The following is a 19,558-nucleotide window of genomic DNA, read 5'->3' on the forward strand; positions in this document are numbered from 1 at the left end:
GTGCATCCGGGCCCGCTTGCGGCTAGATTAGCGCCATGTCCCTGGCCTCGACCCTGCTCCGCGTCGTGCTCATGCTCAGCCTGTTGCTCAACGGGCTGAACGCGGCCATGGCCAGCGGTCATGAGGAGATGGGCCGCATGGCCCACGTGATGATGGCGACGATGGCGGGCGACGCCGACTGCCATCACCACGCCGCCATGTCCGCCGACGAGGCGCCGCAGGCCCAACCGGCGGCCCACGATGCGCATTGCCAGATCAAGGACTGCCTGCGCAGCTGTGCCCAGCATCCCCTGCTGGCGGTGCAGGCGCTGCCCTTCATGGCCGGTCCCGGCCTGTCGCTGACACCGCAGCCGATGCCGGCCAACGGCCGCCCGGCGCCGCCGTTGCCGCCACTTTCCCGCCCCCCCATCGCCTGATCCACACGCGTCGTGCGCCACGCGCACTCAAGCCGGCCCGCTGCCGGCGTCCTACCGTGTCTGGAGTCACCACCATGAATACCCGCATTCCCCCCGGCCCGGGCGCCCTGCCCATGCCGTCGCGCCGCCTGTTCGTTCAGGGTCTCGCCGCTGGCGGCGTGGTTGCCGGCATCGCCGCGGTCGGCGTGCCGCAGCGCGCGCTCGCTGCGGCCAGTGCCGCCCCGCGCCTGGCCGGCGCACCGGCCGTGCTGACCGATACCCGCCTGGAACTGGCCATCGGCGAATCGCTGGCCAACTTCACCGGTCGCACCCGGCCGGCGATCACCGTCAACGGCTCACTGCCGGCACCGATCCTGCGCTGGCGCGAGGGCCAGACCGTGGATCTGTTCGTACGCAATACGCTGGACCGCCACCCGACCTCGATCCACTGGCACGGCATCCTGCTGCCGGCCAACATGGACGGCGTCCCGGGCCTGAGCTTCAACGGCATCGGTCCCGGCGAGACCTACCACTACCACTTCCAGCTCAAGCAGTCGGGCACGTACTGGTATCACAGCCATTCGATGTTCCAGGAGCAGGCCGGCCTGTATGGCGCACTGATCATCGACCCGGCCGAGCCGGCCCCGTACCGGCACGACCGCGAGCACGTGATCATGCTGTCGGACTGGACCGACATGGACCCGGGTGCACTGTTCCGGCGCATGAAGAAGCTCGCCGAGCACGACAACTACTACAAGCGCACCCTGCCCGACTTCGTGCGCGATGTGCGCCGCGATGGCTGGTCTGCGGCGCTGTCCGACCGCGGCATGTGGGGACGGATGCGGATGACACCCACCGACATCTCCGACATCAACGCGCATACGTACACCTACCTGATGAACGGCACCGCGCCGGCCGGCAACTGGACCGGGCTGTTCCGCACTGGCGAGAAGGTGCTGCTGCGCTTCATCAACGGCGCCTCGATGACCTACTTCGACGTGCGCATTCCCGGCCTGAAGATGACCGTGGTCGCTGCCGATGGCCAGTACATTCATCCGGTCAGCATCGATGAGTTCCGCATCGCCCCCGCCGAGACCTACGACGTGCTGGTCGAACCCAGCGGGCAGGATGCGTTCACCATCTTCTGCCAGGACATGGGCCGCACCGGCTACGCGGCCGGCACCCTGGCCGTGCGCCACGGCCTGCAGGCGCCGGTTCCCGCCCGCGACCCACGCCCGCTGCTGACGATGAGCGATATGGGTCACGACATGGGCGGCGGTCACGGCGGTCATGACATGGCCGCGATGAAAGGCATGGAAGGCGGCTGCGGCGCCAGCATGGGGCACGGCGCGCATGGCGGCGCGACGACCACCGGCAAGGCACCGCAGCACCCGGCCAGCGAACGCAACAATCCGCTGGTGGACATGCAGAGCTCGGCCACCGATCCCAAGCTGGACGATCCCGGCATCGGCCTGCGCGACAACGGCCGCCAGGTGCTGACCTACGGCGCGATGCGCAGCCTGTTCGAGGACCCCGATGGCCGCGAGCCCAGCCGTGAGATCGAGCTGCACCTGACCGGCCACATGGAGAAGTTCTCCTGGTCGTTCGACGGCATTCCATTCGCCAGCGCCGAGCCACTGCGGCTGAACTACGGCGAGCGCATGCGCATCGTGCTGGTCAACGACACGATGATGCAGCATCCGATCCACCTGCATGGCGTCTGGAGCGATGTGGAGGACGCGCAGGGCAACTTCCAGCTGCGCAAGCACACGGTGGACATGCCGCCGGGCACCCGCCGCAGCTACCGCGTGCGCGCCGATGCGCTCGGCCGCTGGGCCTATCACTGCCACCTGCTTTACCACATGGAAGCGGGGATGATGCGCGAAGTGAGGATCGAAGAATGAGACGCTCCCTTTTCTCCCCCAGCCTGCTGGCAATGGCCCTGACTGTCGCACTGCCTGCTTTCGCACAGTCGCACGCGGGCCATGACATGCCCACGCCCGCACCGGCACCGGCGCCGGCACCGGCGCCGAAGACCAAGCAGCCCACTGCCGAAGACGCGGTTGATCACTCGCAGATGGATCACTCGCAGATGGATCACGCGGCGATGGGTCACGGCACGTCCGCACCGACCGAGCCGCGCGAGCCGATTCCAGTGCCCACCGACGCCGATCGTGCCGCCGCGTTCCCGCCCATCGCCCATGGCGCGATGGAGCATGCGCCGGAGATCAACAGCCTGCTGCTGATCGACCGCCTGGAGCATTGGGACGGCAAAAACAGCAACGGCCAGGCCTGGGAGGCCACCGGCTGGATCGGCGGCAACATCAACCGCCTGTGGCTGCGCACCGATGGCGAGCGCAGTGAGGGCCGCACCGAATCCTCGGCGGTGGAAGCACTGTACGGGCGCAGCGTGTCGCCCTGGTGGGATCTACTGGTGGGTGTCCGCCAGGACTTCCGCCCCGCCGATTCCCGAACCTGGGCGGCCATCGGCATCCAGGGCCTGGCGCCGTACAAGTTCGAGAGTTCGGCCACGCTCTATGCCGGCTCCGGCGGACAGCTGCTGGCCAAGGCCGAAGTGGAGTACGACGTGCTGCTGACCAACCGGCTGATCCTGCAGCCGCTGGTGGAGGCCACCGTGGCCAGCAAGGACGAACCGGAGTACGGCATCGGGCGCGGCCTGAACAAGGTCGAGGCCGGACTGCGCCTGCGCTACGAGTTCAGCCGCCGCTTCGCGCCTTACATCGGTATCACCCATGAGCGCAGTTTCGGCGATACCGCCGACTATGCCGGCGACCACGCGCGCGACACGCGCTGGGTAGCGGGCGTGCGCATGTGGTTCTAGTCGGCACACTGCGTGCAGCAGCCGGCCCCGGTTCAGACCGGGGCCGGCTACACTGCGGCACGTTCTTTCGCAGCTTGCATCATGGCCTTGCAGATCCGCCGCGCCACCTTCGCCGACGCTGAAGCGCTCTCAGCGATCGCCATCGCCACCTACACCGAAACCTGGGGCGACTCCTATCCGCCGCAGGATCTGCATGCGTTCCTGCACGCACACTACAGCACGCAGCCGCAGCGCATCGAGCTGTCCGATCCACGCAGCGCGGTCTGGCTGCTGCTCGATGGCGATACGGTGGTTGGCTATCTGGCCGCAGGAGCCAACACCCTGCCGCATGTCGACGCCCGCGACGGCGACATCGAACTCAAGCGCCTGTATGTGCTGGCGGCGTACCAGAACGGCGGCCACGGGGCGCGCCTGATGGAGGCGTTCCTGCATTGGCTGGATACGCCGCAGCGCCGCACCCTGTGGGTCGGCGTCTGGGAGGAGAACCTCGGCGCACAGCGCTTCTACGCGCGCTACGGTTGCAGCAAGGCCGGCGAATACGACTTCATCGTCGGCGACAGCCGCGATCGCGAGTTCATCCTGCGCCGGGCCTGACGCCCCCGGGATCGCCGCTGCCCCGTGGGCCTGTCAGAAATCGAACAGGTCGGACAGGAAGCTTTCCTTCTTCTTCTTCTTGTAGCCGTAACCGTGCTGGCCACGGTTTTCGTCGTGACGCTGGCCAAGGTGGCGGGTATCGCGGTGCATCACCGGCGGTGGCACTGCCGCCGGTTGTGCCTGTGCTGGCGGCGGTGGCGGCACCGCCGCACCGGCATTGGCGCGCTCGATGATCTTGTCCAGTTCGCCACGATCCAGCCACACGCCACGGCAATTCGGGCAGTAGTCGATCTCGATGCCATGGCGCTCGGCCATCTGCAGGGTCTGGGTCTTGCACACGGGGCACAGCATCGGCATTGCTCCTGTCAGGTCTGCTCTGGACTCTACCTGCTCTGCGATGACTGTCCGGCAACGCATGACCGATGGCAGGGGGACTTCCGGCGCGTGCCCTGCGTCACGCCGCCTCGCACACTGTGGCCTGGTCCCGCATGGAATGCGCTGATGAGTGTCCTGTCCCGCCTGCCGACTGCCGCCCGGATCCTGCTGGTCCTGCTGGGAACGGGCCTGGGGCTGAACGTACGTGACATCGCGGCGGCGCTGGGGCGGCCCATCCCCGGCCTGCCGATCCCCTATGGCGGCAGCCTGCTCGACAACGCCCTGGCGGTGCTGGTGGCCGTGCTGCTGGCCCTGCTGCTGCGTCCGCGCCACATGGGGTTGGCCGAAAGCCTCGGCCTGCGCGGCAATGGGATGCGCGGACCGCTATGGGTGCTGCTGGCCAGCCTGCCCTGCTGGGTGGGTCTGGCCGTGCTCGGCCGACCCAACACGGCGCTGACCGCCCTCGATGCGACGATGCTGGCCGTTCTGTTTCCGCTGGCCGAAGAGATTCTGTTCCGCGGCCTGGGCTTCATTCTGCTGGTGAAGATCGTGCGCGGCCCGTGGCCCATGCTCGCACTGCCGCAGGCCCTGTTGTTCGGCATGGTGCACTGGCTTGGATTCGGCGGTTTCGATGGCGGCGGGGTGGCGCTGTTCGTCGGTACGGTGATCGCCTTGGGCGGCTTCGTCTTCGCCTGGCTGGACCGCCTGGATGGCAACACCCTGTGGTGCGGCCTGGTGCTGCATGTGTCGATGAACCTGGCCTGGAACGTGTTCAGCCTGGACGACGCCGTGGCGCTGGGTTGGCAGGCCACCAGCCTGCGCATCGGCACGGCTCTGCTGGCGGTCGCGGTCCTGGCCTGGGACATGCGCCGGCGCCGCCGTCTGTAACATCCACGTGGCTTGCCGTGCACGCTGGGATCACTACCGGATTGCGCATACTTGCGCGCCTTTTCACCGTCGCTGTCCGGAGTTGTCGCGTCATGTTGCTGTCCAAGCGCCACGTTGAACCGCGCGTCCTGCTGATCGAGGACGCGGAGGAGACCCGCGAACTGAGCCGCATGGCGCTGGAAAGCCAGGCCTGCCACGTGGTGGGGGTGAGCTCTGCCGAAGCGGCACTGGGCCTGCTGGCCGCCGGCGAGCGCTTCGACCTGCTGTTCACCGACGTCAATCTGGGCCCGATCAGCGGCATCGAAGCCGCCAACCGGGTCCGCGGCCTGCATCCCCAGCTGCCGATCCTGGTGACATCGGGCATGGACCAGCACGCCGTCCTGCCGCAGTTGCGCGACGGCATCCATTTCCTGCCCAAGCCGTACAACATGAGCGAGTTGCTCGATGCGATCCGCCTGTGCTTCCGCCACGCGGATGTGGGCGTATTGACCGGGCCGGATGCACAGGCGGCGTGAAGCATCCATCCACGCCCTGCGTGGATGACCTCCGCCGTCAACCGCTGCTGTACGGCCCGGTGCCCGGGAACACCCTCAGCAGCGCGCGCGTGATCACGTCCGGGTAGACCGTGAAGTGGTCCTCGTCATCGATCACCATGTTCTCCACCTTCAACGAACGCCCGCTGCTGCGCAGCTGCTCGGCGAACTCGGCGTTGTCGCGCAGCATGTCGTTGCGGGTGAAATAACGCGGCTCGGGCTTGACCGTTTCAAAGCTGCCTACCGACAGCACCACCGTGGTCGGCTGCGTCGGCGCCTTGGCCTCCGCCTGCATGCGCGGCACGCGATGATCATCGAACCACAGCGACGGACTGGACAGGATATAGCTACGGAACATGTCCGGGCGCGTGGTCAGCACATAGGCACCGAACAGGCCACCATAGGAATGGCCTGCATAGGCACGCCGCGCCGGATCGGTGCGGTAGCGCGCATCGATCATCGGCAGCACCTGTTCGGCAAGAAAGTCGCGATAGTGCGCGGCACCGCCGTAGCTGACGTCATCACTGTAGTCCCGCGGATCGGTACGTGCCGGGTCGCTGGGCGTGTAATCGCGCGAGCGGCTCTGCCTGGAGGTCAGCCCCTCCTGCGGCGGCAGCCCCACCAGGATGAAGTTTTCGATGTTGACGCCCTGCTGCCCCACCATGTGTCGCACGCTGCGTACCAGCGGGAAGCTGTACAGCGCGTCGGTCACGTACAGGACCGGATAGCGCTTTTCCGGATGTGCGGCGTAGTCGGCCGGCAACGCCACCCACACCGGGTAATCGCGGCCGACCGGATCGTGCACGCGCAGCGCCTCGGTATCCGGCAGCACCACACCCGGCGCGACGGTAGACGCGCTTTGCTTTGCCTCACTCTGCGCCGCCGGTGGCGCCACCGACATCGCACAGCCACTTACGGCCAGACAGGCCGCCACACTCCATCCACGCACACGCTGCATCCACACGCTCCCGTTACGGGCGGCGCACCCGATGGCGCCGCTGCCGCATCCTTGCATGCGGTGCACGCCGGTGCCAGTGCGGTCAGGGCGAAGCTGGCGGCGCGGGGAACAGCGTGCGCAGCGCCTGCAATGCGGCCGGGTGATAGATCGTGGAGTGGGTTTCTTCCGGCAGCGGCAGGTACTTCACCAGGGGCGACGGCGACGCCTGTTGCAGCAATGTAGCCAGCTGCGCCGTGGAACTGGCCAGTTCCGGTTGCCCACTGCTGGCCAGGAACACGCGTAGCTTTGCCTGCGTCACCGCCGGCAGCTGCATGGCTGCGCCGGCCAGCAAGGTGCCACGGTTCCACCACAGGCTGGGATCGAGCGCGATGTAGCTGTTGAACAGGGTCGGTTCCTGCAGCAGTGTTTCAACCACGAACAGGCCGGCCAACGATTCGCCGATCAACGCACGCTCGTCGGTGGTCGGGTAGCGCTGGCGCACCTGCGGCATCAGTTCATCGCGCAGGAAGGTGCGGTAGGCCGCCGAACCGCCGATGCGCGGCGCGATCTTCTGGTCCTGCGGGTCCTTGCTGGGGCCGGTCATGTCGCGGCGGCGCTCGGTGTTCTCGATGCCAACCAGCAGGAACGGGCGCATGCTGCCGTTACCGGTCAGCACCTGCACCAGCCCCGCCACATGCAGGAAATCCTCGCCGATGCCGCCGTCGGGCATGTAGAGCACCGGCAGCGGCGTGTTCGGGTCCAGCCCCCAGGGCTGCGGGCGGTAGACATTGATGCGGCGGGTCTCGCCCAGCGCCTTCGATTGCACGGTGAAGGTCTCGCCGATGACGAGCGGCGCGGCCGGCGTTGTCTGCGCGGACGGCGCGGGTTCGGCGGCCATCAGTGGCGCGGCGGAGACGGCGGACAACAACAGCGACAGCACGATGAGACGCATGGGAGAACCCGTCCTGGGAAAGAGGCCAAGCATAGCGCGAGGTCGCTGTAGATCCACGCCAAGCGTGGATGGATCACTGTAGAGCCGAGCCCACGCTCGGCTTGGCCCTGACGCGAGCCGCAGCCGAGCATGGCTCGGCTCTACAACACCTCGCCCCGGCGCAGACGCCAACATCTCGGTCGTCGCAAATGCACCGATTTTCGAGGGTACGACTCGCAGGCCTTGCCACCGCTGCAGGCGAAAGTCACGCCCATTTTCCACGCGACACATCACGGCATGGTCGCCGCCACCCGCTGTTCTCGACAACTTCCAACGCGATAAACCGGGCGTAAGCATCAACACGTCGCGTGCTGTCGCTTGCCGCATCAGATGCGCCTGCGACACCATCGTCGCGCGCCTTGGTTCCGCATTTCTCTTCGGAGAATCCTCATTGAAATCCAAGCGCGTGCGTGAACACCATGCAGCGCCACCGACAACGGGTGGCACCGGGCCTGCAAGCTCGTAATGACATTCACGCTGTTGTTTGCGCTCACCGGCCGACGCCGTCTTTGGATGGTGCCGGCGGGTGATCCGTCGGCCGTTATGGCGGGCGGTGCGTGGGGGTTTTCGGATCCGCCGGTTACTGCGTGATGTCATTCCGGCTTGCAGCCACGCATCGCCCGCCACCCGCGCTGCGCGGTGGCACGTCCACGCAAGAGCCGAGGAAGCCGAGATGACCGAACGTCCGCCCTATGCTTCACACGCCGCCAGCATCGATGATGACGACGACAACCCATCGCCCGAACTGAGCACCTTCCTGGGCTGCCTGAAACGCATCCGCGCGGGTGAAGGTGCCGATGGTCTGCCCTGGCCTGAGGCCGACGTTTCCCCGGGGCGTGGGGTTTCCCTGTCGCGGGTGGAGCGGGCGGCCATCGGCATGCTCACCGTGGCGGAAATGCTGCACGCCGCCGACCGCTGCCGGGAAATGGCCACGCCGGACCGGCATCTGGACGCCGGGGTAGTGGAAGGGCTGTTCTTCGCCTGCCGCAGTTTGGCCGAGCTGGTGTGCCGGGATGTGCGGGCCGAGTAGCCCGCTGCCGCAAAGCGGTCCATACTCGGGCCGGACCGGTCCATCGTCATGTTCAAACCTACAAGGAGGTACGCATGTTGAATGCAATGATCGTCGTCGCACTGGCCGCAGGCCCAACCGCATCCGCTCCGTATGGCGACTGCTTGCTCGCTAACCTCCAGCCCGGGCTGTCCGACCGTGCGGTGCAACTGGTGCAGCAGGCCTGCGCCGCGAAGCATCCCGACAGCTTCGCTGCATCGGTGGAACTGGAGCGCAGATACAGCGTCCAACGGCAGGCGCGGTTCGATGCAGATCGTGCCGCGGCAGAGCGGGCCGCGAATGCTGCCGCTCGCGCTGCGAATGTGGCTGCCACCGTGGCGGCGGAACGCGAGGCAGCAGAGGCCAAGGCTGCGACGGCGAAGTAGCCTCCACAGGACGCGCAGAACGCGTCCGCTGATTGTTGTCCAAGGAATGGAACTCCCATGCAGATGAAGTCGCTTGCTTTCGGCATCGCGCTGTTGACGAGTGTGTCTGTCGGCCCGGCACTGGCCGGTGCACAAGCCGCCCCCGTAAAGGCGCGCACCACCGTGGAATCGCGGACGACCTGGCCGGCAGGCTCCGTCGAGGCCGCGTCCATTCTGGCGTGGGTCAAGGCACGGTTTCCCGGCCATGCGCCCATCACCTCTGGGGGAGAGATTTCTATTGTCCGCAGGCAGATTGAGCCGCAGCCGCTGACTCGAACATCCAGCGGCTCAACTGTGGAGCTGCCCGCCTCAGGGCGGCAGGGCGAGGCGATCACGATCACGAATCGCCAGGCAGATGGCTCCATCGAAACCTGGGCCCATACAGGGATCGACAGCGGGTGGATGCTGGTTGAGTATCACTTCAAGCGCGGCTTCAGCCCCGAGAGCATGAACTAGTCCAGTTCCGCTTTGCACTCCTGTACGGCCCTGGAATGCTCCGCGATCTGCGTCGGATTTTCGTCCAGCATCTCCGCTCCATGCCGCACATGCATCAAAACAGGCCGCCGCAGCGTTGACTGCGCGGTGCCAGGATTCAAGCCACCAGTCCAGGGTCCAACCGTATGAGCAGCTTCAGCTTCTGGCATTGGATGATCGTGCTTGCGGCCGTGCTGATCCCGGCCGGGATCGCCGCTGTCCTTGCCTATGTGCTGTTCCGAAGCCAGAAAGTGAAGTCGTGAGCGACACGCAATCGTCAGCCCCATGCAACGTCTGCGCGCAGCCGCAGAATGGGGCGCAGATGGAGAATGAAGCGCGTTGCCTCTGGCCTTGAGGCGGAGGACGATCCAAAGAAAAAAGGCGCCCCAAGGACGCCTAAGTCTCTGAGTGCAATGGTGGGCCGTGTAGGATTCGAACCTACGACCAAAAGATTAAAAGTCTTCTGCTCTACCGACTGAGCTAACGGCCCGGTGCACTGCCCCAGCCGCGTGGCGGGGGTGGGCATTCTACCCCACTTTGCCACGCGACGCGAAACCCCATACCCGCAGCCCGGGCAATCAAGCGCCCGGGCAGCCGGCTTGAACCGGCTTAAACCTTCCGCCCGCACCGCGCATCCCATCCCTGATCCCCACTGGAGAGCCTGGATGCGCCGCTGCCTGCCCCTGATCGCCGCACTGCTGTTGCCCGGCGCCGCGCTGGCAGCGCCGTCCCCGGTGCGTAGCGACGACATCGCCCGCTTCTGGGCCACCTACGATGCGGTGCGCGCCGAACCCGATGCCGAGCGCCGGGTGGCGCTCGTGCAGCAGCGCTACGTCGACCCGGGCAGTCCCGGCCTGCATGCGCTGATGCAGGTCCGCAATTACACCGCGCGCGAGTATGCCGATGCCATGCGCGCGTGGCCGCGCTTCTGGAACTCGGTAAGGCCACTGACAGCCAACGCCCGCAGTGCCAGCGCGACGCTGGAACAGGATCTCATGGCCTTCCGCACGCTCTACCCCGCCCTGCGCCCGGCCACGATCACCTATGCGGTGGGCGTGCTGCGTACCGGCGGCACCACGCTGGGCGACCAGGTGCTGATCGGTGCGGAGTTGGCACTGGGCGACGAGCGCGTGGATGTCAGCGAACTGCCGGAGCCGATGCGCAGCCGCCTGCGCATCTTCTATGACAGCCGCCCCGGCGCGAACAACGCGCAGAACAACCTGCATGAGTATGTGCACACCCAGCAACGCGAGACCACCGGCAATCTGGCGCAGTACGCGGTGCGCGAGGGTGTGGCCGAGTACATCGCCGAGCGCATCAGCGGCAGGCGCCCTGCCCTGCCGCTCTATGACTACGGCCCGCTGCACGAGGCGGAGATACGCACCCGGTTCATCGCCGAGATGGACGGCGATGACCTGGACAACTGGCTGTACAACAGTGCCCGCAATCCGTTCGGCGTGAGCGACGTGGGCTACTACGCCGGCTATCGCATCGCGCAGGAGTACATGCGCCGGCAGGCCGATGAGAAGGCGGGGATCGCGCGGATGATCGAGCTGGACTACGCCGATCCCAAGGCGGTGCGGGCCTTCATCGAAGCTTCGGGTTGGTTGCAGCAGCGGTAGCGCCGGGCCATGCCCGGCGCACAGTGCCAACCAAGGTTGGCACCCACCATTGGGGCATCAGCCCCCATCACCTCAGGCGTACAGCGTCGGGTCGGCCACGCCGGCGTCGGCGAAGCCCTGTGCACGCAGGCGGCAGGCATCGCAGTGGCCGCACGCGGCACCGTTGGCATCGGCGTTGTAGCAGGACACGGTCAGGCCGAAGTCCACGCCCAGGCGCACGCCCTCGCTGACGATCTGGCCCTTGCTCAGGAACTGCAGCGGCGCGTGCACCTTGATGCCCGCGCCTTCCACGCCGGACTTCGTCGCCAGGTTGGCCAGGGTCTGGAAGGCGGCGATGAATTCGGGGCGGCAGTCCGGGTAGCCGGAGTAATCCACGGCATTGACGCCACAGAAGATGTCGTTGGCGCCCAGCACTTCGGCCCAGCCCAGGGCCAGCGACAGCATGATGGTGTTGCGTGCCGGCACGTAGGTGACCGGAATGCCGGCACCGCCGGCCTCGGGCACGTCGATGTCATCGGTCAGTGCCGATCCGCCGATGCTGCGCAGGTCCACATCCACGGTCTTGTGCGCGACCACGCCCTGGGCCTTGGCCACGCGCGCGGCCGCGTCCAGTTCGGAGGTGTGGCGCTGGCCATAGCGCACGCTCAGGGCATGCACGGCAAAGCCCTGTTCCTGGGCCATGGCGATGACGGCGGCTGAATCCATGCCGCCGGAGAGAAGCACGACTGCCTTCTTCATGGAAAATCTTCCGGTTGGGGGAGGAAAGCCAGCACGCTGTCCCGCGCCGGAGTTGCATCAGGAAACAAGGGTGGCCTCAGCGGCCCGGCTCATCGTTCCACAGAATCTTGTGCAGCTGCATCTGGAAGCGTACCGGAAGCCGGTCTTCAACAATCCAGTCGGCCAGCTGGCACGCGGTGATCTCCCCCTTGCTGGGCGAGAAGAACACCGTGCAACGCTTCACCAGCTCGTGCTCGGCCAGCAGGGCCTTGGCCCAGTCGTAGTCCTCGCGGCTGCAGATGACGAACTTGATCTGGTCGCGTGCGGTCAGCAGCGGCAGGTTCTCCCAGCGGTTGCGCGCCACCTCGGCCGAACCCGGGGTCTTGATGTCGACCACGCGTGATACGCGCGGGTCCACCGCGCTGACGTCCAGCGCACCGGACGTTTCCAGCGAGACGTCCAGGCCGGCGTCACACAGCTTCTGCAGCAGCACCAGGCAGCGCTTCTGCGCCAGCGGCTCGCCGCCGGTCACGCAGACGTGACGCACGCCCTGGGCCAGCACTTCGGCCACGATGTCGTCGATATCCCACCAGGTGCCGCCGTGGAAGGCGTAGGCGGTGTCGCAGTACTGGCAGCGCAGCGGGCAGCCGGTCAGGCGCACGAACACGGTCGGCCAGCCGGCGGTATCGGCTTCGCCCTGCAGCGAGGTGAAGATCTCGGTGATCTTCAGGCGCGGCAGGGGCGACTGCACGATGTCGCTGGGGGTGGCGACGGCGTTGGACGGGATAACGGCGGTCATGGCGGGAGCTTCTTTGTGGGACACGTGGCGGATGGGCTACCGTGGCCGGTAACGAAAGCAGCCGAGCATGGCTCGGCTCTACAACAGCAACCGGACGGGCATGGCCCAGCCGGTGATGCGAGCCGCCGGGCATGGCCCGGCGCTACCGGATCCGGGCGGGTTGGCCGATCCGGAAACGAAAGCAGCCGAGCATGAGCTCGGCGCTACGGGACACGTATTGTACGCCCGGTCAGCGGATCTGCTGGCCCAGGCGGATCGACTGCAGGCGGTCCTGCGCGGTGCGCGCGGCGTCCGAGCCGGGGTACTGCGCCACGACGGTCTCCAGCGTCTGCTGGGCCTGATCGACCTTGCCCTCGCCATACTGCGAGAGGCCGACCTTGAGCAGGCCGCCCGCGGCCTTGTCATGGGTCGGATAGCGTGAGAGCAGCTCGCGGAACTGGGTCTCGGCCATCGGGAAATTGCGGGTGGCGTAGTAGCTCTCGCCCAGCCAGTACAGCGCATTCGGCGCGTACACGCCGTTCGGATACAACTGCAGGAAGCTCAGGAACAGCTGCGCCGAATCATCGTACTTGCCGGCCTTGAGCGAATCGAAGGCGACGTTGTAGGCGGTGCGCTCGTCGCCCGTGGCGGCCAGACTGCCGGGATCGCCATGGATGGACGGCGGCCGCTCGGAAGTGGCCGCCGCTGCCGGTTTGGCCGGGGCCGGTGCGGCCTGCGGCGCGTTCGCCGGAACGGGGGGCAGGACCGGGGCATTGCCCCCTTCCAACCGGTTCAGGCGGCTGTCCAGGTCCAGGTACTGATCCTGGGCGGACTGCTTGAGCTGGGCGTTGTCGTGCTGCAACTGCTCGATCGAGGCCTGCAGGCTGGTCACCTGCTGCCGCAGCTGGTTGATCTGGTTCAACAGGTCCTGGTTGGCACTGTTGTTGTACATCTGCTGCTCGAGCGCGCCGACACGATCGGCCAGACTCTGTCGCTGTGCATGCGCCGGTGCGGCAGCCACGAGGGCTGCCGCAACGACCAGCATCAGTTTGATGCCAATGCGCATGGATTACTGCGCGGTGTAGACGATTTCGACGCGACGGTTCTGCGACCAGCAGGACTCGTTCGACTCGGTGCAGACCGGACGCTCTTCACCGTAGGACACGACGGTCAGCTGCGAAGCCGAGCCACCGTTGGCCTGCAGCGCCGAGCTGACGCCGTTGCCACGACGCTCGCCCAGGGCCTGGTTGTACGCGCGCGAACCACGCTCGTCGGTGTGACCCTGCAGGGTGATGCGCGAGGACGGGCGGTCACGCAGGTACTTGGCGTGGCAAGCCATGATGGCCTGGAATTCCGGCTTCACGTCTTCCTTGTCCAGGTCGAAGTAGACAACGCGCTGGCGCAGGCAGGCATCGGTATCCAGGTCGCCCGGGCCGTACAGGCCGGAGGTCGACGGACCGGTCGGGGTGGTGGTCGAGGTGCCGGTGTCAACCGGGGCTGCCGGCTCTTCCTTCACCTTCTTCGAGCAACCGGCCAGGACGGCCACAGACAGCAGGGAAACAAGCAGAACACGGGTGGACTTGTTCATGGCGATACCTTTGTGGCTCCTAGGCCGATGAGGGGTTCAAGACAGCGAAAATATTAACACTCTTTTAGCGCTGGGTACGGTATGGGGACCATGCCGGCTCGCGCACATCACCATCGGCCAGAACCAGGCGCTGGCGAACCCGCGCATCGGCCGAAACGGCATACAACACACCACGGCCACCTTCGCGGGCGGCGTACAGCACCATGCTTGCGTTGGGCGCAAAGCTCGGCGATTCATCCAGCGAACCCGGGGACAGGGTGCTCCAGCGCGGCGAGCCCAGCGAGCTGTCCATCATCGCGATCTTGTAGCTGTTGCCCGAGCCCTGGGCCACGGCGATCTTCTTGCCGTCATAGGACACCGAAGGCTTGGCGTTGTAGTTGCCCTGGAAGGTCACGCGCTCGGCGCTGCCGCCGCCGGCACCGACCTTGTAGACCTGCGGACGGCCGCCGCGGTCGGAGGTGAAGTACACCGCGCTGCCGTCCGGTGCCCAGGTCGGCTCGGTATCGATGGCGAAGTGGTTGGTCAGCTGGGTCAGCTGCTTGCTGCCCAGGTCCATCACGTAGATTTCCGGGTTGCCGGAGCGCGACAGGGTCAGGGCCAGCTTGCGGCCGTCCGGCGAGAACGCAGGCGCGCTGTTGATGCCGCGGAAGCTGGTGACCAGCTCACGGGCACCGGTGGCGATGTTCTGGATGTAGATGGCCGAGTTGCCGCGCTCGAAGCTGACGTAGGCCAGCTTGCCACCATCCGGGCTCCACGACGGCGACAGCAGCGGCTCGGCCGAACGCACAATGGTCTGCGGGTTGTAGCCATCGGAGTCGGCCACCATCAGCGCATAGCGCATGGCGTCGCCCTTGCCGCTGGCGGTCACGTAGGCGATGCGCGTCCAGAAGGCACCCCGGACACCAGTGATCTTCTCGTAGATGGCATCGGCCATCTGGTGGGCGACGTCGCGCATGGCATTGCCGCGGGCGGTCATCGCCAGGCCGAGCAGGCGCTCGCCCTTCGGCACGTCGAACAGTTCGTATTCGACACGGTAGGCACCGGCACCGGCGTCCAGCACGCGGCCGACCACGATGTAGTTCTGCTTCAGCGCGCGCCAGGTGGCGAACTGGATCTCGCCGCCACGGACAGGCTTTTCCACGATCTGCGCTTCGGGCAGGGTGCGGAACTGGCCCGAACGTTCCAGGTCGGCGCGGACCACACCGGCGACATCGGTCTGCGGTGCGGCCGACGAGCCCTGGTAGGGCATCGGCACGATGGTGATCGGCAGCGCGGACGCGTTGCCGCCGATGATGTCGATATCCAGTCCCCTCTGCTGCGCGACGGCAGCGAAGGGCAGCAACAGGGCCGCAAACACGGCAAGCCAACGAGGCATCTTCTTCATGGAGCGCTCAATAGGGGGAAACCGGAACGAGGGATAGCAAAGCGGCGGTGAACCGCTTCGCAATCATGAACCAAGGGTACGTGAATTCCGGGTCAGTTCCAGCCCGTCCTCTCACGCCCCATTAACGTATCGGTCGGCTGCCGCGCGACGGGGCGACCCGCAGGCCGGCCCGCGCGGCCGATCAATCCTGCGCGGTGAAGGTCAGGTTGAGCGTGCGGGCAAACACCGATTCGAATCCGCGATAGGGCAACGGCTGCGCATTGAGCACTGCAGCCTCGATCGAACGCCTGCCGGCTTCGTCATAGGGGCAGTTGGCGCCCACCTTGGCCTGCAGCACCTGCCCCCCCGGAATCTGGGTGATGGTGATCTGGCAGCGCTGGCCCAGCGGCACACTGTCTGGACGCGTCCAGGCGCTGCGAACCTTGGCCTGGATCGCGGCGGCGTACTTCGCCGAAAGATCGTCGCTGTTGCCACCGCCCCCAGCGGCCGGCTGTGCCGCACCGGTGTTGCCGGCCGGCGCGCTGCCGGCGGCGTTGCGCGCGGCGGCGACCTGGCGCAGCTTCTGCTCGGCCAGCTTGGCTTCTTTCTCCGCCTGTTCGCGCCTGGCACGGATCTCGGCGATCTTCTTCTGCCGTTCGGCCTCGGCCTGGTCGGCGGCCTGCCGCTCCTGCTCGGCACGCTTCTTCTTGGCGTCTTCTTCCTGCTGCTTGGCCAGGCGCAGCTTCTGCTCGGCTTCTTCCTGGCGCTTGCGCTCGGTCAGGTCGATCTGCTCCTGGCGGCGCTTGGCTTCCTGTTCCTGCCGGGCCTTCTCCTGCGAGATGGCCAGTGCGCTCACCGCCTCCTGGTCCTGCGTATCGGGCTGGGCGACACGCTCCTGCGCCTGTTGCTGCTGCGGCGTGGGGGCATCCTGCGGACGTGGCTCGGGAATCGGCTGCGGCGGTGGAATGGTGTCCTCGGGCACCGGAATCGGCTCGGCAACCGGCGGCGGCAGATCTTCCAGCTTCTCCGACTGGCGCAGGGCCTGGCGCGCAGCGGCCGCCTCCGACGCGGACAGCGCCAGGCTGGCCTCGACCGAGGGATCACCGGCAGCGGCATCGGTATTGCGCGTGGGCGACCACAGCCACGCCAGGATGAACACCAGCGCGACCAGCAGGTGCACCAGCACGGCCAGCGCCAGGGGCAGGCCCCAGCCCGGTTCCTGCTGTCGCGGAGGCGGCAGGGTCTCAGCGTGCATCGGTGGCCAGGCCTACCTTGTCCACTTTCGCGCGCTTGATCACGTCCATCGCCGCGATGACCTTCTCATAGGCCACGGCACGGTCGGCGGCGACGATCACGCGCAGGCCCTTGTCCTGTGCGGCGATGCCGGCCAGGCGCCCTTCCAGCTCCTCGGCAGACACGGCCGTGGGCTCCTTGGCGTCGGGCAGCTTCAGGCTCAGCTGGCCGTCCTGGCGCACCGAAACGATCACCGGATCCTGCTTGCTCTCCAGCGCCTTGGCATTGGAGTTCGGCAGGTCCACGTCAAAACTCAGGGTGAGCAGCGGCGCGGTGACCATGAAGATGATCAGCAGCACCAGCATGACGTCGATATAGGGAACGACGTTGATTTCCGATTTCAGCTTGCGGCGCTTGCGGCGACCGATGGCAGCGGACATGGCTTGGACTCCCGGGTCAGGCGCTTACTCGTCGCCAGCGCTCTGGCGCTGCAGGATGGAGCTGAACTCGTCGGCGAAGGTCTCGAAACGGACCGACATGCGCTCCACACGGGTGGTGAAGCGGTTGTAGGCCCACACCGCCGGGATCGCCACGAACAGGCCGATGGCGGTGGCGAACAGCGCTTCGGAGATGCCCGGGGCGACCGAGGCGATGCCGGCCTGGGCGCCGCTGCTGATCATGTCGTGCATGGTCACCATGATGCCGAACACGGTGCCGACCAGGCCCACGTAAGGCGCGGTCGAGCCGATGTTGGCCAGCAGTTCCAGATTGCGCTCGAGCTGGTCGACTTCGCGGGTGTAGGTGGTGCGCATCGCACGTTGCGCGCCTTCCAGCTGCGCACGGCCATCCAGCCGGCGCTTGTCGCGCAGGCGGGTGAACTCGCGGAAGCCCGCCTCGAAGATTGCCTCCAGGCCGCCCACGTTGCGGCTGCGGTCGGTGGCCGAGCTGTACAGCTTGCCCAGGTCGGCGCCGGACCAGAAGCGGTTCTCGAACTCGTCCGCCTCGCGGGTGGCCTGCTTGAACACGCGGGCCTTGCGGAAAATGATCACCCAGCTGACGAACGAGCCGACCAGCAGCAGCAGCACGATGATCTTCACCGGCAGGCTGGCCTTGGCCATCAGTTCGAGGTAGTTGATGCCGCCGCCGGTGGTGGCCTGGGCAAGGGTCTGGGTCGCGGCGTTGCTGACGTCAGCCGGCAGTGCCTCGGTGACCGTGGCCTGCAGGGCCAGGAGCGTTGCGATCATCCGTTGTTCCTCAGTGTTCGGATTCGGGGTGGAGGTAGGGTTGCAGCACGGCAAGGACGGCGTCGTCCATGCCACGCGGGCGGAAACTGGCCGCGTCCAGTGCGGCGATGCGGACCTGCGCCGACAGCAGCAGTTCGCCGTCGCGCTCGATCCGCTGATCGAAGACCATGCTGGCCTTCTTCAGCTGGACCAGCGTGGCACTCACCTGCAGGAGGTCATCCAGCCGCGCCGGCCGGATGAAGTCCATCTGCATGGCACGTACCGCGAAGACCATGCCGTGCTCACTGCGCATGCGCTCCTGGCCATAGCCCAGCGCGCGCATCCATTCTGTCCGGGCCCGTTCCATGAAGGCCACGTAGCGGGCGTGGTAGACCACCCCGCCTGCGTCCGTATCTTCCCAGTAAATGCGTGTCGGCCAACTGAATAGTGGCTCAACCGACATCGGGAACCTCCGCGAACAGGTCCTGCGGCGGGTTCTTCGGCTTCAGGCCCATGTGCCGGTACGCCTTGTGGGTGGCCATGCGGCCGCGCGCGGTGCGCACCAGGAAGCCCTGCTGGATCAGGTAGGGTTCGACCACGTCTTCCAGCGTGCCGCGCTCTTCGGACAGCGCGGCGGCCAGCGATTCGATGCCGACCGGGCCGCCGTCGAAGTAGTCCACCAGGGTCCTGAGCAGGCGCCGGTCGAGCTCGTCGAAACCCTCCGGGTCGACCTTGAGCATCTGCATGGCCGCCTGGGCGACCGCCACGTCGATATGGCCACCCGCCTTCACCTGGGCGTAGTCGCGCACCCGCCGCAGCAGGCGGTTGGCGATGCGCGGGGTGCCACGCGCACGGCGCGCGATCTCCCCTGCGCCATCGGCGGTGCAGTCGATGCCCAGGATGGTGGCCGAGCGGCGTACGATCCGGGTCAACTCCTCGACACTGTAGAACTCCAGCCGCTGGACGATGCCGAAGCGGTCGCGCAGCGGCGCGGTCAGCAGGCCGGCGCGGGTGGTGGCCCCGATCAGCGTGAACGGTGGCAGGTCGATCTTGATCGAGCGGGCCGCAGGGCCCTCGCCGATCATGATGTCGATCTGGAAATCCTCCATCGCCGGGTACAGCACTTCCTCGACCACCGGCGACAGGCGGTGGATCTCGTCCACGAACAGTACGTCGTGTGGCTGCAGGTTGGTCAACAGGGCGGCCAGATCACCGGCCTTTTCGATCACCGGACCGGACGTCACCCGCAGCGCCACCCCCAGCTCGTTGGCGATGACGTGGCTGAGCGTGGTCTTGCCCAGCCCCGGCGGACCGAAGATCAGCACATGGTCGAGCGCGTCGCCGCGGGCCTTGGCCGCTTCGATGTAGATCTCCAGCTGCTCGCGCACCGGCGCCTGGCCCAGGTAATCGGCCAGTCGCTTGGGGCGGATGCTGGCGTCGGCGGCGTCATCCTCGCGGGTGGCGCCGGCGCCGATGATGCGGTCGTCGGTCATGTGCTGATTATGCGGCAAAAGCGCGGGTTTCGGCCGGGC

The 19,558-nt window shown here is 66.9% G+C and carries 23 protein-coding genes and 1 tRNA gene; 10 read left to right on the plus strand and 14 right to left on the minus strand.

Annotated elements, in window-relative coordinates:
- Nucleotides 1–35 precede the first annotated feature (35 nt).
- The 4 genes from ACZK08_RS15080 to ACZK08_RS15095 all read left to right on the plus strand — a co-directional run bounded on the left by ACZK08_RS15080 (nucleotide 36) and on the right by ACZK08_RS15095 (nucleotide 3,831).
- Nucleotides 36–416, plus strand: a complete 381-nt coding sequence (locus ACZK08_RS15080; RefSeq protein ID WP_053520158.1) for a CopL family metal-binding regulatory protein — start codon at nucleotides 36–38, stop codon at nucleotides 414–416.
- A 74-nt stretch (nucleotides 417–490) separates the two neighbouring features.
- On the plus strand, nucleotides 491–2,299 hold the full coding sequence (locus ACZK08_RS15085) for a copper resistance system multicopper oxidase (protein ID WP_065182602.1): 1,809 nt from the start codon (nucleotides 491–493) through the stop codon (nucleotides 2,297–2,299).
- On the plus strand, nucleotides 2,296–3,237 hold the full coding sequence (locus tag ACZK08_RS15090; RefSeq protein ID WP_065182601.1) for a copper resistance protein B: 942 nt from the start codon (nucleotides 2,296–2,298) through the stop codon (nucleotides 3,235–3,237). Before ACZK08_RS15085 ends, ACZK08_RS15090 begins: the two co-directional genes overlap by 4 nt.
- Nucleotides 3,238–3,318: 81 nt before the next feature.
- Nucleotides 3,319–3,831 (plus strand): GNAT family N-acetyltransferase, encoded by a 513-nt coding sequence (locus ACZK08_RS15095; RefSeq protein ID WP_065174771.1) that lies wholly within the window; start codon nucleotides 3,319–3,321, stop codon nucleotides 3,829–3,831.
- Nucleotides 3,832–3,864: 33 nt separating this feature from the next.
- On the opposite strand, the gene ACZK08_RS15100 is transcribed toward ACZK08_RS15095, so the two are convergent.
- A complete protein-coding gene (locus ACZK08_RS15100) occupies nucleotides 3,865–4,182 on the minus strand; it encodes a TFIIB-type zinc ribbon-containing protein (protein ID WP_053520162.1) in 318 nt (105 codons plus the stop codon).
- Between the two features lie 150 nt (nucleotides 4,183–4,332).
- Between ACZK08_RS15100 and ACZK08_RS15105 the strand changes: the two genes are divergently transcribed.
- Both ACZK08_RS15105 and ACZK08_RS15110 read left to right on the plus strand, forming a co-directional pair.
- Entirely contained in the window at nucleotides 4,333–5,094 is a 762-nt protein-coding gene (locus tag ACZK08_RS15105) for a CPBP family intramembrane glutamic endopeptidase (RefSeq protein ID WP_065182600.1), read from the plus strand.
- Nucleotides 5,095–5,186: 92 nt separating this feature from the next.
- On the plus strand, nucleotides 5,187–5,609 hold the full coding sequence (locus ACZK08_RS15110; protein WP_065174769.1) for a response regulator: 423 nt from the start codon (nucleotides 5,187–5,189) through the stop codon (nucleotides 5,607–5,609).
- Nucleotides 5,610–5,646: 37 nt separating this feature from the next.
- Here the strand turns inward: ACZK08_RS15110 and ACZK08_RS15115 are convergent, their stop codons facing one another.
- Nucleotides 5,647–6,585, minus strand: a complete 939-nt coding sequence (locus tag ACZK08_RS15115) for an alpha/beta hydrolase (protein ID WP_065182599.1) — start codon at nucleotides 6,583–6,585, stop codon at nucleotides 5,647–5,649.
- Nucleotides 6,586–6,667: 82 nt separating this feature from the next.
- A complete protein-coding gene (locus ACZK08_RS15120; protein WP_065182598.1) occupies nucleotides 6,668–7,516 on the minus strand; it encodes an alpha/beta hydrolase in 849 nt (282 codons plus the stop codon).
- 712 nt (nucleotides 7,517–8,228) lie between these two features.
- On the opposite strand from ACZK08_RS15120, the gene ACZK08_RS15125 reads away from it, so the two are divergent.
- The 3 genes from ACZK08_RS15125 to ACZK08_RS15135 all read left to right on the plus strand — a co-directional run bounded on the left by ACZK08_RS15125 (nucleotide 8,229) and on the right by ACZK08_RS15135 (nucleotide 9,484).
- Nucleotides 8,229–8,585 carry a hypothetical protein gene (locus ACZK08_RS15125; RefSeq protein ID WP_065182597.1) on the plus strand — a complete coding sequence of 119 codons (357 nt, stop codon included), beginning with the start codon at nucleotides 8,229–8,231 and terminating at the stop codon, nucleotides 8,583–8,585.
- Between the two features lie 74 nt (nucleotides 8,586–8,659).
- Entirely contained in the window at nucleotides 8,660–8,989 is a 330-nt protein-coding gene (locus ACZK08_RS15130) for a hypothetical protein (protein WP_065182596.1), read from the plus strand.
- Nucleotides 8,990–9,046: 57 nt separating this feature from the next.
- Nucleotides 9,047–9,484, plus strand: a complete 438-nt coding sequence (locus tag ACZK08_RS15135; RefSeq protein WP_065182595.1) for a hypothetical protein — start codon at nucleotides 9,047–9,049, stop codon at nucleotides 9,482–9,484.
- 432 nt (nucleotides 9,485–9,916) lie between these two features.
- Here the strand turns inward: ACZK08_RS15135 and ACZK08_RS15140 are convergent.
- Nucleotides 9,917–9,992 (minus strand) — tRNA-Lys (locus tag ACZK08_RS15140).
- 175 nt (nucleotides 9,993–10,167) lie between these two features.
- Here ACZK08_RS15140 and ACZK08_RS15145 point away from each other — a divergent pair.
- Nucleotides 10,168–11,124, plus strand: a complete 957-nt coding sequence (locus ACZK08_RS15145) for a DUF2268 domain-containing putative Zn-dependent protease (RefSeq protein ID WP_065182594.1) — start codon at nucleotides 10,168–10,170, stop codon at nucleotides 11,122–11,124.
- Nucleotides 11,125–11,196: 72 nt separating this feature from the next.
- Here ACZK08_RS15145 and queC read toward each other — a convergent pair whose 3' ends face one another.
- From queC to ruvB, 10 genes are all read right to left on the minus strand, one after another.
- Nucleotides 11,197–11,862: a 7-cyano-7-deazaguanine synthase QueC gene (gene queC, locus ACZK08_RS15150; protein WP_053520243.1), complete on the minus strand. Its 666-nt coding sequence runs from the start codon at nucleotides 11,860–11,862 to the stop codon at nucleotides 11,197–11,199.
- A 76-nt stretch (nucleotides 11,863–11,938) separates the two neighbouring features.
- Nucleotides 11,939–12,640 carry a 7-carboxy-7-deazaguanine synthase QueE gene (gene queE, locus ACZK08_RS15155; RefSeq protein ID WP_065182593.1) on the minus strand — a complete coding sequence of 234 codons (702 nt, stop codon included), beginning with the start codon at nucleotides 12,638–12,640 and terminating at the stop codon, nucleotides 11,939–11,941.
- 229 nt (nucleotides 12,641–12,869) lie between these two features.
- Nucleotides 12,870–13,685 carry a tol-pal system protein YbgF gene (ybgF, locus tag ACZK08_RS15160; RefSeq protein WP_053520245.1) on the minus strand — a complete coding sequence of 272 codons (816 nt, stop codon included), beginning with the start codon at nucleotides 13,683–13,685 and terminating at the stop codon, nucleotides 12,870–12,872.
- Between the two features lie 3 nt (nucleotides 13,686–13,688).
- Nucleotides 13,689–14,207, minus strand: a complete 519-nt coding sequence (gene pal, locus ACZK08_RS15165; RefSeq protein WP_005418510.1) for a peptidoglycan-associated lipoprotein Pal — start codon at nucleotides 14,205–14,207, stop codon at nucleotides 13,689–13,691.
- A gap of 64 nt (nucleotides 14,208–14,271) precedes the next feature.
- Entirely contained in the window at nucleotides 14,272–15,591 is a 1,320-nt protein-coding gene (gene tolB, locus ACZK08_RS15170) for a Tol-Pal system beta propeller repeat protein TolB (RefSeq protein ID WP_053520246.1), read from the minus strand.
- Between the two features lie 181 nt (nucleotides 15,592–15,772).
- Nucleotides 15,773–16,825, minus strand: a complete 1,053-nt coding sequence (tolA, locus tag ACZK08_RS15175; RefSeq protein WP_053520247.1) for a cell envelope integrity protein TolA — start codon at nucleotides 16,823–16,825, stop codon at nucleotides 15,773–15,775.
- Entirely contained in the window at nucleotides 16,815–17,243 is a 429-nt protein-coding gene (tolR, locus tag ACZK08_RS15180; RefSeq protein ID WP_053520248.1) for a protein TolR, read from the minus strand. Before tolR ends, tolA begins: the two co-directional genes overlap by 11 nt.
- Before the next feature lie 24 nt (nucleotides 17,244–17,267).
- On the minus strand, nucleotides 17,268–18,047 hold the full coding sequence (tolQ, locus tag ACZK08_RS15185) for a protein TolQ (protein ID WP_053520249.1): 780 nt from the start codon (nucleotides 18,045–18,047) through the stop codon (nucleotides 17,268–17,270).
- Nucleotides 18,048–18,057: 10 nt separating this feature from the next.
- A complete protein-coding gene (ybgC, locus tag ACZK08_RS15190; protein ID WP_053520250.1) occupies nucleotides 18,058–18,489 on the minus strand; it encodes a tol-pal system-associated acyl-CoA thioesterase in 432 nt (143 codons plus the stop codon).
- Nucleotides 18,479–19,519, minus strand: a complete 1,041-nt coding sequence (gene ruvB, locus ACZK08_RS15195; protein WP_065174760.1) for a Holliday junction branch migration DNA helicase RuvB — start codon at nucleotides 19,517–19,519, stop codon at nucleotides 18,479–18,481. Before ruvB ends, ybgC begins: the two co-directional genes overlap by 11 nt.
- Between the last annotated feature and the right edge of the window lie 39 nt (nucleotides 19,520–19,558).

The organism is Stenotrophomonas sp. 112478_Sma, assembly GCF_056479905.1.